This window comes from Bradyrhizobium sp. SUTN9-2, assembly GCF_003122645.1.
GTDB lineage: Bacteria > Pseudomonadota > Alphaproteobacteria > Rhizobiales > Xanthobacteraceae > Bradyrhizobium > Bradyrhizobium yuanmingense.
Genome location: NZ_LAXE01000001.1, coordinates 3,351,117 through 3,365,261, shown reverse-complemented (window position 1 = coordinate 3,365,261; position 14,145 = coordinate 3,351,117). Strand labels below are relative to the sequence as shown.

The 14,145-nt window shown below is 65.2% G+C and carries 14 protein-coding genes and 1 riboswitch; of the genes, 7 read left to right on the top strand and 7 right to left on the bottom strand.

The genetic code is table 11. From position 1 onward, the window contains the following. Window positions 1–3 precede the first annotated feature (3 nt). Window positions 4–2,685 carry an alanine--tRNA ligase gene (alaS, locus tag XF30_RS15395; RefSeq protein ID WP_192893152.1) on the bottom strand — a complete coding sequence of 894 codons (2,682 nt, stop codon included), beginning with the start codon at window positions 2,683–2,685 and terminating at the stop codon, window positions 4–6. Between the two features lie 234 nt (window positions 2,686–2,919). Then, a riboswitch (glycine riboswitch) is annotated at window positions 2,920–3,010 on the top strand. A gap of 145 nt (window positions 3,011–3,155) precedes the next feature. Between alaS and gcvT the strand changes: the two genes are divergently transcribed. The 3 genes from gcvT to gcvP all read left to right on the top strand — a co-directional run bounded on the left by gcvT (window position 3,156) and on the right by gcvP (window position 7,685). Beyond that, window positions 3,156–4,301, top strand: a complete 1,146-nt coding sequence (gene gcvT, locus XF30_RS15390) for a glycine cleavage system aminomethyltransferase GcvT (protein WP_109143208.1) — start codon at window positions 3,156–3,158, stop codon at window positions 4,299–4,301. Between the two features lie 9 nt (window positions 4,302–4,310). Next, window positions 4,311–4,679 carry a glycine cleavage system protein GcvH gene (gcvH, locus tag XF30_RS15385; protein ID WP_109143207.1) on the top strand — a complete coding sequence of 123 codons (369 nt, stop codon included), beginning with the start codon at window positions 4,311–4,313 and terminating at the stop codon, window positions 4,677–4,679. A gap of 141 nt (window positions 4,680–4,820) precedes the next feature. Beyond that, window positions 4,821–7,685: an aminomethyl-transferring glycine dehydrogenase gene (gene gcvP, locus XF30_RS15380; protein WP_192893416.1), complete on the top strand. Its 2,865-nt coding sequence runs from the start codon at window positions 4,821–4,823 to the stop codon at window positions 7,683–7,685. Between the two features lie 129 nt (window positions 7,686–7,814). Here the strand turns inward: gcvP and XF30_RS15375 are convergent, their stop codons facing one another. Beyond that, window positions 7,815–8,810, bottom strand: a complete 996-nt coding sequence (locus XF30_RS15375; protein ID WP_036012995.1) for a hypothetical protein — start codon at window positions 8,808–8,810, stop codon at window positions 7,815–7,817. A 99-nt stretch (window positions 8,811–8,909) separates the two neighbouring features. After that, a complete protein-coding gene (gene recA / locus XF30_RS15370) occupies window positions 8,910–9,998 on the bottom strand; it encodes a recombinase RecA (protein WP_027577058.1) in 1,089 nt (362 codons plus the stop codon). A 316-nt stretch (window positions 9,999–10,314) separates the two neighbouring features. Between recA and XF30_RS15365 the strand changes: the two genes are divergently transcribed. Next, window positions 10,315–10,515: a hypothetical protein gene (locus tag XF30_RS15365; RefSeq protein WP_109145725.1), complete on the top strand. Its 201-nt coding sequence runs from the start codon at window positions 10,315–10,317 to the stop codon at window positions 10,513–10,515. A 155-nt stretch (window positions 10,516–10,670) separates the two neighbouring features. After that, window positions 10,671–10,841, top strand: a complete 171-nt coding sequence (locus tag XF30_RS15360; protein WP_109143205.1) for a hypothetical protein — start codon at window positions 10,671–10,673, stop codon at window positions 10,839–10,841. A 575-nt stretch (window positions 10,842–11,416) separates the two neighbouring features. Here XF30_RS15360 and XF30_RS15355 read toward each other — a convergent pair. Continuing rightward, on the bottom strand, window positions 11,417–11,668 hold the full coding sequence (locus XF30_RS15355; RefSeq protein WP_109143204.1) for a DUF2798 domain-containing protein: 252 nt from the start codon (window positions 11,666–11,668) through the stop codon (window positions 11,417–11,419). A gap of 237 nt (window positions 11,669–11,905) precedes the next feature. On the opposite strand from XF30_RS15355, the gene XF30_RS15350 reads away from it, so the two are divergent. After that, on the top strand, window positions 11,906–12,094 hold the full coding sequence (locus tag XF30_RS15350; RefSeq protein WP_109143203.1) for a hypothetical protein: 189 nt from the start codon (window positions 11,906–11,908) through the stop codon (window positions 12,092–12,094). 30 nt (window positions 12,095–12,124) lie between these two features. Here the strand turns inward: XF30_RS15350 and XF30_RS15345 are convergent, their stop codons facing one another. Together XF30_RS15345 and XF30_RS15340 are read right to left on the bottom strand one after the other, a co-directional pair. Further along, window positions 12,125–12,379, bottom strand: coding sequence for a hypothetical protein (locus tag XF30_RS15345; protein ID WP_036013009.1), 255 nt, complete (start codon window positions 12,377–12,379; stop codon window positions 12,125–12,127). A 98-nt stretch (window positions 12,380–12,477) separates the two neighbouring features. After that, window positions 12,478–12,774, bottom strand: coding sequence for a hypothetical protein (locus tag XF30_RS15340; protein WP_109145724.1), 297 nt, complete (start codon window positions 12,772–12,774; stop codon window positions 12,478–12,480). A gap of 362 nt (window positions 12,775–13,136) precedes the next feature. Here XF30_RS15340 and XF30_RS15330 point away from each other — a divergent pair, with 362 nt between their 5' ends. Further along, the gene (locus XF30_RS15330) at window positions 13,137–13,601 is read left to right on the top strand and encodes a PaaI family thioesterase (RefSeq protein ID WP_109143202.1); all 465 of its coding nucleotides are present in this window, start codon (window positions 13,137–13,139) and stop codon (window positions 13,599–13,601) included. A gap of 114 nt (window positions 13,602–13,715) precedes the next feature. Here the strand turns inward: XF30_RS15330 and XF30_RS15325 are convergent, their stop codons facing one another. Continuing rightward, window positions 13,716–14,009, bottom strand: a complete 294-nt coding sequence (locus XF30_RS15325) for an HdeA family protein (RefSeq protein WP_192893151.1) — start codon at window positions 14,007–14,009, stop codon at window positions 13,716–13,718. Between the last annotated feature and the right edge of the window lie 136 nt (window positions 14,010–14,145).

The following is a 14,145-nucleotide window of genomic DNA, read 5'->3' as shown; positions in this document are numbered from 1 at the left end:
GAGCTAAGCGCCCGCCATCGCTTTTTCGATCGCGCTCAGGGCCTCGGACGCCTTGGCGCCATCGGGGCCGCCGGCCTGGGCCATGTCCGGCCGGCCGCCGCCGCCCTTGCCGCCGAGCGCCTCGGAGGCGATGCGCACGAGATTCACGGCATTGAAGCGCGCGGTGAGGTCCTGCGTGACGCCGACCACAATTCCGGCCTTGCCGTCCCCGGTGACGCCGACGATGGCGACGACGCCCGAGCCGATCTGCTTCTTGCCGTCGTCGGCGAGGCTCTTGAGATCCTTCATCTCGATGCCTTCGACCGCACGCGCCATCAGCTTGACGCCGCCGGCCTCGCGCACGCCCGACGCTGCGCCGTTATTGCCGGCGGCGGCGCCGCCGCCCATCGCCAGCTTCTTGCGGGCATCGGAGAGTTCGCGCTCGAGCTTCTTGCGCTCCTCCATCAGCGCCGAGATGCGCGCCGGCACGTCGTCGAGCGAGGTGCGCAGCTCGTTCGCCGCGATCTTCGCCAGCGCCATGGTGTCGTTGGCATGTTTTCGCGCGTAGTTGCCCGTCAGCGCCTCGATCCGGCGCACGCCGGAGGCGACCGCGCTCTCGCTCGTGACCGTGATCAGGCCGATATCGCCGGTGCGCTTCACATGGGTGCCGCCGCAGAGCTCGACCGACCAGCCGAGCGCGTTGGCGCCGCGCTCGCGCGCGGTCCTGCCCATCGAGACGACGCGGACCTCGTCGCCATACTTCTCGCCGAACAGCGCGCGCGCGCCGGCCTCGCGGGCCTCGTCGACGCCCATGACGCGCGTGGTGACCTCGTCGTTCTCCAGCACCACGTCGTTGGCGATGTCCTCGACGCGGGCGAGCTCCTCGGCCGTGATCGGCTTCGGATGCACGAAGTCGAAGCGCAGCCGATCCGGCGCGACCATCGAGCCGCGCTGGGCGATGTGATCGCCGAGCACCTGGCGCAGCGCCTCGTGGATGATGTGGGTCGCGGAGTGATGGGCGCGGATGGTCGAGCGCCTGGAATGATCGACCTCGAGCTGCAGCGCCGTGCCGAGCTTCAGTTCGCCGCTCTCGACCGTGCCGATATGGACGAAGAGATCGCCGAGCTTCTTCTGCGTATCAGTGACGCGGACCTTGATGCCGCCCTCGCCCGAGAGCACGCCGGTGTCGCCGACCTGGCCGCCGGACTCCGCATAGAACGGCGTCTGGTTCAGCACGATCGCACCCGTCTCGCCGGCCTTGAGGCTCGTCACCTCGGCGCCATCCTTGACCAGCGCCGAGACCACGCCTTCGGCACTCTCGGTCTCGTAGCCCAGGAATTCGGTGGCGCCGAGCTTCTCGCGCAGCGGGAACCAGATCGCCTCGGAGGCCGCCTCACCGGAGCCCTTCCAGGACTCGCGCGCCTTGGCCTTCTGGCGCTCCATCGCGTCGGTGAACGCCGCCTGGTCGACGCCGATGCCGCGCGACTTCAGCGCGTCCTGCGTCAGGTCGAGCGGGAAGCCGTAGGTGTCGTAGAGCGTGAAGGCGACGTCGCCGTCGAACATGTCGCCCTTCTTTAAGGACGCGCTCTTCTCGTCGAGGATGGCCAAGCCGCGCGAGAGAGTCTTGCGGAAGCGGGTCTCTTCCAGCCGCAGCGTTTCCTCGATCAGTTTTTCCGCGCGCATCAATTCCGGATAGGCCTGGCCCATCTCGCGCACCAGCGCCCAGACGAGGCGGTGCATCAAAGGCTCCTTGGCACCCAAGAGCTGGGCATGGCGCATCGCCCGGCGCATGATCCGGCGCAGCACATAGCCGCGGCCCTCGTTCGAGGGCAGCACGCCGTCGGAGACCAGGAAGGCGGACGAGCGCAAGTGATCGGCGATGACGCGGAACGAGCCGACGTTCTGCTCGTTCGGTCCGCTGCCGAGCGCGGACGAGGTCGCGTCGATCAGGTTCTTGAACAGGTCGGTCTCGAACACGCTCTCGACGCCCTGGAGGATGCAGGCCATGCGCTCCAGGCCCATGCCGGTGTCGATCGAGGGACGCGGCAGATTAACGCGCTCCTCCTTCGTCACCTGCTCGTATTGCATGAACACGAGATTCCAGAATTCGAGGAAGCGGTCGCCGTCCTCTTCCGGCGATCCCGGAGGACCGCCCCAGATGTGCTCGCCGCGGTCGATGAAGATCTCCGAGCACGGGCCGCACGGCCCGGTGTCGCCCATCGCCCAGAAATTGTCCGAGGTCGGGATGCGGATGATGCGGTCGTCGGAGAAGCCGGCGATCTTCTTCCACAGGCCGGCCGCCTCGTCGTCGGTGTGGTAGACGGTGACGAGCAGCTTGTCCTTCTTCAGCCCGAACTCGCTCGTGATCAGCTTCCAGGCGAGCTCGATCGCGCGCTCCTTGAAGTAATCGCCGAACGAGAAATTGCCGAGCATCTCGAAGAAGGTGAGATGGCGCGCGGTGTAGCCGACATTGTCGAGGTCGTTGTGCTTGCCGCCGGCGCGCACGCATTTCTGCGAGGTGGTGGCGCGCTGATAGGGCCGCTTCTCGACGCCGGTGAAGACGTTCTTGAACTGCACCATGCCGGCATTGGTGAACATCAACGTCGGGTCGTTGCGCGGCACGAGTGGCGAGGACGGCACGATCTCGTGGCCGTTCTCGGCAAAGAAGTTCAGAAAGGTCGACCTGATCTCGTTGACGCCGCTCATGTTCATCCAATCGGGTATGCTTGGGCCCGCTTTTCGCGGTCCAAACCAGACCGTTAAGGCTGATATCTGCGGGCCAAAGCGCTTTTAGACAAGGCCAGCTTCGCTGTCCAGAAACTGTGCAGAGAGATCAGAGGGTTGCCGCAGGCGCTCAATCCCCTTGCAATCCCGTTGGATAGGGCGCGCGGACGCGTTGACAGGCTTGGCTCCGCTGTGGTCTCTACCCATCTGTATCGTACGGCCACGTCGGGAGAGACCGGCACTTGGTAGCCGGCGCCGAAGGAGCAACCGCCCCGGAAACTCTCAGGCAAAAGGACCGCGTGGCTTTGACAGCATCTGGAAAGAGGCGCCGACGGGTCTAGGCCCGGACAGCGTCCGCCGACGGGATAATACTCTCAGGCACAGCGACAGATGGGGCTTCGACTGGTGTCCATCGGGGAATCCTCCCCGGGGAACCGCCGAGGGCCCTCAAGATGCTAGCGCACGACCAAGACTCCCTGAAACGCACCCCCCTCTACGACCTCCATGTGTCCCTGGGCGGCAAGATGGTGCCGTTCGCGGGCTATGACATGCCCGTGCAGTACCCCGCGGGCATCTTGAAGGAGCACCTCCATACCCGCACCAAAGCGGGCCTGTTCGACGTCTCCCACATGGGCCAGCTCGCGCTCCGGCCGAAATCCGGCAATGTGGAGGACGCCGCCCGCGCGCTGGAGCGGCTGGTGCCGCAGGATATCGTGGCGATCGCCGGGGGGCGGCAGCGCTACGCCCAGTTCACCAATGACGACGGCGGCATTCTCGACGACCTGATGGTCGCCAATTTCGGCGATCACCTGTTCCTGGTCGTCAACGCCGCCTGCAAGGCCGAGGACGAGGCGCATCTGCGCGCCAACCTGTCCGACGCCTGCGTGATCGAGCAGCTTGCCGACCGCGCGCTGATCGCGTTGCAGGGCCCGAAGGCGGAGGCGGCGCTGGCGAAATTCTGTGCAGAGGTATCAGCCATGAAATTCATGGATGCCGGCCCGCATGAGGTCGCCGGCATCAAGTGCTTCGTCTCGCGCTCCGGCTACACCGGCGAGGACGGCTTCGAGATCTCGGTTCCATCAGGCGATGCCGAACGCCTGGCAAAAATGCTGCTGGAAAATCCCGACGTGCTCCCGATTGGCCTCGGGGCCCGCGACAGTCTGCGGCTGGAAGCCGGGCTCTGCCTGTACGGCCACGACATCGACACCACGACCACGCCGGTCGAGGCCGCGCTGGAATGGTCGGTGCAGAAAAGCCGCCGCAGCGGCGGCGCGCGCACCGGCGGCTTTCCCGGCGCTGCGAAGATCCTCGCCCATTTCGATGGCGGCGCATCCCGCCGCCGCGTCGGCTTGCGCGCCGAAGGCCGCGCGCCGGTGCGCGAGGGCGCGCTGCTGTTTGCGAATGACGCGGGCGGCGAGCCGATCGGACAAGTCACCTCGGGCGGTTTCGGCCCGAGCCTGAATGCGCCGGTTGCGATGGGCTACGTGCCCACGAATCTGAGCGCGCTTGGCACAAAGCTCTTCGCCGAGGTGCGCGGCCAGCGACTGCCCTTGCAGGTCGCCGCCATGCCCTTCGTCAAGAACACCTACAAACGCTGAGGATTCGAAATGACCACGACGCTGTACACCTCTGATCACGAATGGCTGGCGATCGACGGCGATGTCGCCACCGTCGGCATCACCGATTACGCGCAGCAGCAGCTCGGCGACGTCGTGTTCGTCGAGCTGCCCAAGGTCGGCCGCGCGCTGAAGAAGGCCGAAGCCGCCGCGGTCGTCGAATCCGTCAAGGCGGCCTCCGACGTCTACGCGCCGATCTCTGGCGAAGTGCTCGAGACCAACGCCGAGCTCGCATCCGAGCCGGCGCTGGTGAACTCGGACGCGCAAGGCAAGGCCTGGTTCTTCAAGATCAAGATTGCCGACAGAAGCGAGCTCGGCGGCCTCATGGATGAAGCTGCCTACAAGGCGCATACCGCGTGAGATGAAGCGCGATCTTTTCACATCGTCATGGCCGGGCTTGTCCCGGCCATCCACGGCCTTCTCACGGCACGAAGAACGTGGATGCCCGGGACAGGCCCGGGCATGACGGCGACGACAGAAGACCTGAAGCGAGGACCCATGATGACCGCGCACCGCAAATCCAACGGCGACACCGCCAGTTTCGTCCGCCGCCACATCGGCCCGTCCGCGCGAGACGTCACCGCGATGCTGGAGGCGGTCGGCGCCAAGAGCGTCGATGCGCTGATCGCGGAGACCTTGCCGGCCTCGATCCGGCAGGCCGCCCCGCTCGATCTGGGCAAGCCCTTGAGCGAGACCGAGGCGATCGCGCACATGACCGAGCTTGCGCGTCAAAACCAGGTGTTCACCTCGCTGATCGGCCAGGGCTATTCAGGCACCATCCTGCCTGCGGTGATCCAGCGCAACATCCTGGAGAACCCGGCCTGGTATACGGCCTATACGCCCTACCAGCCCGAGATCAGCCAGGGCCGGCTGGAAGCGCTGCTCAACTTCCAGACCATGATCTGCGACCTCACCGGGCTCGACGTCGCCAACGCCTCGCTGCTCGATGAAGCCACCGCGGCGGCCGAAGCCATGGCGCTCGCCGAGCGCCACTCGCAGGTGAAGGCAAAAGCCTTCTTCGTCGACAAGGACGTGCATCCGCAGACGCTGGCGGTGATGCGCACCCGCGCCGAGCCGCTGGGGTGGACCCTGGTCGTCGGCGATCCCCTCACCGATCTCGACAAAGCGGACGTGCTCGGTGCGCTGCTGCAATACCCGGGCTCATCCGGCGCGCTGCGCGATCTCAGGCCCGCGATCGCGGCGCTGAAGGCCAAGGGCGCGCTCGCCATCGTTGCCGCCGACCTGCTGGCGCTGACGCTGCTCGCCTCGCCCGGCGAACTGGGCGCCGACATCGCGATCGGCTCGGCCCAGCGCTTCGGCGTGCCGATGGGCTATGGCGGACCGCACGCGGCCTATATGGCGGTGCGCGATGCGCTGAAGCGTTCGCTGCCCGGCCGCATCGTCGGCCTCTCCGTCGATTCCCGCGGTGCGCCGGCCTATCGCCTCGCGCTGCAGACCCGCGAGCAGCACATCCGCCGCGAGAAGGCGACATCCAACATCTGCACCGCGCAGGTGCTGCTCGCCGTGATCGCCTCGATGTACGCGGTCTATCACGGCCCCGAGGGCCTCACGCAGATCGCGCGCAACGTCCACCGCCGCACCGCCGTGCTCGCGACCGGCCTGCGCAAGCTCGGCTTTGCGCCTGCCAGCGAAAGCTTCTTCGACACGCTCAGCGTCGATTGCAGCGGCAAGCACGAGGAGATCGTCGCGCGCGCTTTGGCCGAGAAGATCAATCTCGGCATCAGTGATACCGCCCTTCGCATCGCGCTCGACGAGACCACGACGCCCGCGACGGTCGAAGCCGTCTGGCGCGCCTTCGGCGGCAAGCTTGCCTATGCCGAGATCGACGCCGAGACGCGCGAGGCGCTGCCGGACGACTTGAAGCGCGGGACCGCGTTCCTGACCCATCCCGTCTTCCATGCGCATCGCTCGGAAACCGAGATGCTGCGCTACATGCGCAAGCTCAGTGATCGCGACCTCGCGCTCGACCGCGCCATGATCCCGCTGGGATCCTGCACCATGAAGCTGAACGCGACCACCGAGATGATGCCGCTGACCTGGCCGGAATTCGGCTCGCTGCATCCGTTCGCCCCGCGCGAGCAAGCTCAAGGCTATCACGCGCTGTTCGCACGCCTGGAGAAATGGCTCTGCGACATCACCGGCTATGACGCGATCTCGCTGCAGCCGAACTCGGGCGCGCAGGGCGAATATGCCGGGCTGCTCGCGATCCGCGGCTATCATGCCGCGCGCGGACAGGGCCATCGCAAGATCTGCCTGATCCCCTCCTCCGCCCACGGCACCAATCCGGCCTCGGCCGCGATGGTCGGCATGGACGTGGTGGTGGTGTCTTGCGAGAAGAACGGCGACGTCGACGTCAATGATCTCCGCGCCAAGGCGGAGAAGCACGCGAACGACCTCGCAGCTGTCATGATCACCTATCCCTCGACCCACGGCGTGTTCGAGGAGCACATCCGCGAGATCTGCGACATCGTGCACGGCCATGGCGGCCAGGTGTATCTCGACGGCGCCAACCTCAATGCGCAGGTCGGCCTTTCCAGGCCCGGCGATTACGGCGCCGACGTCAGCCATCTCAACCTGCACAAGACCTTCTGCATCCCGCATGGCGGCGGCGGCCCCGGCATGGGCCCGATCGGCGTCAAGGCGCATCTCGCCCCGTTCCTCCCCGGCCACCCCGCGACGAAGGCAGACGCGCCGGTCGGTCCGGTCTCGGCCGCGCCGTTCGGTTCGGCGTCGATCCTTACCATCTCCTACATCTACATCCTGATGATGGGCGGTGAAGGCCTGAAGCGCGCCACCGAGATCGCGATCCTCAACGCCAATTACATCGCAGCGCGCCTCGATCCGCATTTCCCGGTGCTCTACAAGAACGAGAAGGGACGCGTCGCGCATGAGTGCATCGTCGATCCGCGTCCGCTGAAGACGACGAGTGGCGTCACCGTCGACGACATCGCAAAGCGCCTGATCGATTACGGCTTCCACGCCCCGACCATGAGCTTCCCGGTACCGGGCACGCTGATGATCGAGCCGACCGAATCGGAATCCAAGGCCGAGCTGGATCGTTTTTGCGACGCCATGATCGCGATCCGCAAGGAAATCGCCGAGGTCGAGGCCGGTCGCTTTGAGATCGCAGCCTCGCCCTTGCGCCACGCCCCGCACACCGTGCACGACATCGCCGACGACGATTGGAAGCGCGCCTACACCCGCAGCGAAGGTTGCTTCCCCGACGGCGTCTCGCGCACCGACAAATATTGGTGCCCCGTCGGCCGCGTCGACAACGTCTACGGCGACCGCAACCTGGTGTGCTCCTGCCCGCCGGTGAGCGATTACGCGGAAGCCGCGGAGTAGGATTTGTAGGGTGAGTTAGCCTCGCGGCTGCGCGAAGCGCAGTCCGCGAGACGTAACCCACCACTTCTGCGTCCGCTGAACCGAACGGTGGTGGATTACGCCTTCGGCCCTACGGCACTGCGTGCGCCGCTAGGGCGCAATCAACAACCGGCGCTCGCCATCCCACCGCCAAAGCCGTTCATTGGTGAGCAGCGTGCCGCCCCACCAACGTCGAATCGGATTGTGGCGACGGAAATCTTCGCGGCCTTCCAGAACCGCTTTGCCAAATTCAGTCAGCGACAACCGGCTCCGACGATAGGCGGCGTTGCGACCTCGCGCATCGTGCGGGGCGAGCGTCGCGAGTTTCGGATCGAGACCTGCGACCGCCGGCATCGGGCCCGACGCAAGCCCTTCGAGCAACGGACCCAGCTCCCACTGGTCGAACACGCGCGTTTCGAGCAGCCCGCCCGGCTGAAACAGTTCTTTTGTACGGTTGTGCCCCCTTGCAATCAGCTCGATAAGCCGCGCCTCCGTCGCGCCCAATCCGGTGATTGGTGACGGCAGTTCAGCTAGCAACGCTTCCAGAGCCGGCTTCAGGAAAGGTAGCCTGGGTAAATCCCTTGTCAGCAACCCGAAGCAAAGTTCAGGCGTCGGCGCCCGATACGCCTCCCAGGCCATGTTGGCTATCTCGAAGTCGCACTCTGCGATCTCCGATTCCCGCACCGTACGATCGCGAAGTTGCGGGCCGTCCGCTTCGCGCAGATCGAAATTGACTCGTCGCAGTCTAAGACAATGGGTGATCGATGGATGGGACCGCAAATAGTCCAGGATCCAGATCAGTTGCAATTGACTGTTAGGCTCAGGGTCGAACCACAGCTCGATGAACTCGACGCCATAGGTCTCGCAAAACCAAACCAGGCCAGTCTCCTTGTGCGCGAGACCGGTCTGAGGCAACCGGCCAACAAGATCGGACCACCGCACCTCCGGATCGCCCCTGTAATAGCCTCCCGTAAGATAGTCCTCGAGGTGGTGCGACGTAGGCAACGGCCCCCAAACGAACCGAAAGATCAACGGGACGACCATGTCAGCACGACCGGCATAGGTGAGACCAACGCCGGACGAACTAGTCAGAATCACACGCTTCATCGTCGACGCGCCCTCACGCAACACGAAACGGGCACCGAAGACGTCGGCAACTCAACGTCCTCAGTGCCCGCTCCTCGCGAAAAATTTTCGCGTTAGGTCTTACTCGTCCGCCGGCTCCTCGCCGTCGGCGTCGCGCTCCGGCGTGCCGGCCAGGATCTGCTCGGCGATCAGGCCGGAGTTCTGGCGGATCGCGGTCTCGATCTTGGCGGTGATGTCGGGGTTGCCTTTCAGGAACGCCTTGGCGTTCTCGCGGCCCTGGCCGAGGCGCTGGCTGTCATAGGAGAACCAGGCGCCGGACTTCTCGACGATGCCGGCCTTGACGCCGAGATCGAGGATCTCGCCCATCTTGGAGACGCCCTCGCCGTACATGATGTCGAACTCGACCTGCTTGAACGGCGGGGCCAGCTTGTTCTTGACCACCTTGACGCGCGTGGTGTTGCCGACCACCTCGTCGCGCTCCTTGATCGCGCCGATGCGGCGGATGTCGAGGCGGACGGAGGCGTAGAATTTCAGCGCATTGCCGCCGGTGGTGGTTTCCGGCGAGCCGTACATCACACCGATCTTCATGCGGATCTGGTTGATGAAGATCACCATCGTGTTGGATTTGTTGATGGAGGCCGTGAGCTTGCGCAGCGCCTGGCTCATCAACCGTGCTTGAAGTCCCGGCAGCGCATCGCCCATCTCGCCCTCGAGCTCGGCCTTCGGCACCAGCGCCGCCACCGAATCGACCACGAGAACATCGACCGCGCCCGAGCGCACCAGGGTGTCGCAGATCTCCAGCGCCTGCTCGCCGGTGTCGGGCTGCGAGATCAGGAGCTCGTCGATGTTGACGCCGAGCTTGCGGGCATAGACCGGATCGAGCGCGTGCTCGGCATCGATGAAGGCGCAGATGCCACCCTTCTTCTGCGCTTCCGCCACCGTATGCAGCGCCAGCGTGGTCTTGCCGGACGATTCCGGCCCGTAGATCTCGACGATGCGCCCCTTGGGCAGGCCGCCGATGCCGAGCGCGATATCGAGCCCGAGCGAGCCGGAGGACACCGCCTCGATGTCCATGGAGCGGTCGTTCTTGCCGAGCTTCATCACCGAGCCCTTGCCGAACTGCCGCTCGATCTGGGAGAGCGCGGCGGCCAGAGCTTTACTCTTGTCCATGGAGGATCCTTCGACGATACGCAGGGCAGTTGCGGACATTGGTCGTGCTCCTTATGGCGAGGATTCGCGTGAGGGACAAACGGTTGCGAGGCAGCTCGGCGATAAAAGCAATGTACCCCATTTGTTCTAGGTTCGCAATATGTTCTTTTGCCCGATTTTGACTGGACCAGGAGACAACGGAGCTGGTCGAACCGGCCATGCTGGATCGTCACGCCGTCCGCACTGCGTGCACAACTGAACAGACGCGGATCCATTTCTGGATCCTAATGCATCATCACCGCGCGGACCCTGGCCACTATCGGTGATGAGAACGCTGACCTCGCGCTCCCGCCTCCTCGCAAGGAAAGAGCGCGCCATGTTGAAGCGACGACGTTTCAAGCAGCAACTGACCCTTCAGGACCGGCTGTCGGCATGGGTGAAGCAGGTCCGCGAGCAGGCGTCCAAGCTACCTCCCGGGCCGGAGCGGGACGCGCTGCTCAAGAAGGCGCGCCAGGCCGACGTTGCCAATCATCTGAACGATTGGGTCAAATCGCCAGGGCTGCAGCCGCCGAAATAGCCGGGCCTGCGCCGGGTTCCTCGAAGCGAACATGACCGGGATCAACGACGCGCGACCGGGGCGCCGTCATGTTTCCGTAATCCTACGGCACCGAACCTTTCGCGGTCTCGGGCCTTCTGTGGGGATGGGACCGCAACTTTTGGGGATCTCTGGTCATGACGAACAACGACACGCACCACGACACGCTGAGGCGAAAGCCGCTGCTGGACGCCGCCCACGAGGAGATGGTGAAGTTCGAGCGCAAGGAAAACGAGTTCCGCAAGAAGGACCGCGAAGAGCGCGCCGCCGAGCTCCGTCTGCCGCTGAACGAGATCAAGGTTCATTAGGCACTGCCAGGACCGCCGTCCGGAGCGGGCCAGGCCCGCCCGCGATGCGGCACTCCGCTCTGTTCCTTGCCCGGAACCTCCGATCGGCATCGCCGGTCGGGGCGCCGCGACCGCGGATGCACCAGGTAGCTAAATACTACCAGCAACCCCTTGGCGAAGCGATGAAATCGCCAGGACCCCTACTGTGCATGGGGTTGTTTTGCCACTTTTGAGAGGCAAGGCGCGCCGGCGCCTTCGATAGGACGGCCCAGCACGTCAGTTCCGTCTGCAGCAGCGCCTGCTAGAGCACCGCCAGCAAAACCAGACCTATCACCAGCACGACGAAGCCAGCCGCCGTCGCGGCGGCGAATGACCGCTCTACGTTATCCATATGATGCCACCCCGTTTCCGGCGCGCCACGTTTCCCCCATGGCTGCGCCGAACGGATAAAATCTTGCCGACGGGTGTGTCCGCAGTGGTGCGGACGGATGTCGAAATTGGGACCGGTACGGGGCCAGTGTGCGGCCTTTCGATCGCGCACCTGCCGGCGGTCCGCCTGTCAGGCTGTCGTCAGCCAGCCGGCTAGGGTCGCCCGGCTACCGGCCAGCGCGGGGCTCCTGCTCCTCCTGCGTCAGGCGCAGCGAGAAGGCGCGGATCGCGGGCGCCGCCAGCAGCACGACCGGCAGCATCGCGGCCCATGCGATCAGCCATGACACCATCCAGTGCCGCACGAAGAGCATCGGGCTGCCGGCGGGAAAGCTGGCGATCCCCGCCGCGATCAGCGAGGTCAGCCCGGACTGGATGATGCCGAAGACGAAATGCGAGTAGCGGCGGGGAATGCCGAGCATGAGGCGCCCATGGTTGCTTGCCCGCGAGTCGGGCAAGCAAGGCACATGCCGTTAACCTAAAGCGGATCCGGCGCCGCAGGTTGGAACCGCGGCCTGCCGAACGCATCGCGTCCGGGCTCCAGGAACTTTGTTCATGGTCGGAGAACCACGGAGGCCGTGGGCGACATTTTGCTTTCTGCGGAATATTGCGACGACCAACATGTTTGCAGGCATGAGGGTGAATCGTGGGAGGTGACCATGAATCACAGGGGCGTCGAGTTCACCATCGCCAAGACGGCGATTCCCGGAATCTGGCAATGGCAGTTTCGCATCGGCGACCGGATCAAGACCGGCAAGACCGAGACCCGGATCGACCTGCTGGCGATCCGGCGCGTGCAGCTGCGCATCGACCGCGAGCTGAAGGCGATCGGGCGAAAGACGGCCTGAACCGTTTCGCCCTCTGCGCCATAGCGCGCGTCAGTCGGCGCTGGGCAGCCGACGCATGGTGAACTCGATATCGCCGCCGGGCAATTCGCGCCAGGTCTCGACCTCGCTCATATAGCCGGCCTTGGGGTAGCGGGCGAAGAAGGCCTGCGCCCGCTCCCGTGCCGCCGCCCGCGGCAGCGTGAAGGTCTCGCGCAGATAGCCATCGCCGGCGGACTGGCCGGGCTTGCCGGCCGCCTTGCGCCGGCGCGCCATCCGCTCGGCGAGATCCCGCGGACGATCGGCCATGTCCTGCCTTCCTCTGCGCACTACGCTACCGACAATGTAGGGCGCGGGCCGGATCAAGAGGAGTCCTTCCGAGGAGCATTGTGCGTCCCCGGAACGGGTCAGTTGGCGGCCGTCCCGCTCTTGGTCTTCTTCGGCGCACTGGTTGCGGCCGACGCCTTCGGCGCCGCCGGCTGCTTCGGCTGTTCGGCGCGCATGCCGCCCCAGGGATCGCTGGACGGCTTGGAATCCGGAATCTTCTTCAGCGTTTCCTTGTAGGCCTTCTCGCGCTCGGCCTCGATGGCCTTCTCCTCCGGGGACTTGCTCGGAGCATCCTGCATCAAATTGATGTTGGGCATTTGCGCGTAGGCAGGTCCCGCCAGCACGGCCAGCACCGCGGCCAAACGGAAAAGCTTCATCATTCACTCCTTAAGTCTTCCATGAGGCGCGGATCGCCCCGTGCCCTGTCATCCTCGTCAGCCCGGTCACGACCGGTGGCCGCTAGTGCCGATCCGATCGGCATGATTTGGGCGTCTGCAGCCAATCGTCCCAGATCGGACCGCATTTGGTGCACCCGCTCAGCGCGAGACCGAGCAGGCCCATGCAAAAGACGAGGATACAGCGACGCAACATCATCCACCCCTACCCAAGCCAGGCATCATATCGGGCCAAGTCAGGCATTTTCAAGCCGAGGCGGCCGGCGCCAGACCGGGTGACTTTGCCTCGCGGATGCGCGCACAATGCGGTGAAACATCCGGCAACACAGGAGAGCGCGACAGCAATGCAAACGCAGCCAGAAGCCGAGTTCGGCCCCGCCGACGCCAGACGCATCATCGGCGAGGTCTTTGCGCCCTGGGTCCAGGACCTCAACCTCGCGGTCGAGCGCATCGAGCATGTGCCGCCCGCGGACGTCCCGGATTGGCAGCCCGGCGCGCTGCTGCGCATGCCGTTTTCGGAGCGGCTGTGCCGCAACGGCGGCGTGGTCTGCGGCCAGGCCCTGATGGCGCTCGCCGATACCGCAATGGTGATCGCGATCCTCGCGGCCAATCGCGGCTACCGTCCCATGACCACGGTCGATCAGACCACGCATTTCATGCGCGCGATCGCCGCGTCCGACGTGCTGGCGGATGCGCGCGTGGTGCGGCTCGGGCGCACCATGAGCTTTGGCCGCGTCACGCTGCTCTCGGCCGCCGACGGCAAGCCGGCCGCGATGGTGTCGAGCGCGTTCGCGATGCTGCCGGGGTGAACGCGCCCTGAAAACAAGAGAGCCGCGCGAAGCGCAAGGCTCGACGCGGCTCTCGATGGAAATCGGGTCGGGACAGCAAGCGCGATCGCGCTTGCCGTCATTGCGCCGGCAATGTCACTTGCCGAGGATCTCGTCGGCCGCGGTGACGACGCTGACGGTCGGATTCTTTCCGCAATAGGCGCCGAACTTCTTGGCATTCTCGATGAAGACGGCGGTGTCGATGATCGCGTTGTCTTCGTCGCCCTTGTACCAGCCGTCCATCCAGGTCAGCACGACGCCGATGTTGTCCTCGCCGCTCTCGAGGAACTGCTTGCAGGTCATGGTCGAGAGGTCCCACTTGACGGCGTGGGCGGGTATCGAGGCCAGCGAGAGCGCTGCGGCGAACAAAATCGAAAGCGAAGTCTTCATCAATATCTCCATCGGCGTGTCACGCCATAAAGGAAAGGCACTTGGGTAGGCTCTTTGGGTAGGCTCTTTGGGCAGGTTCGCACGAGCGGCTCGCCGCTCTAACGTCGTAAACAAAGTCTGAAACGCCGTGCAAGTA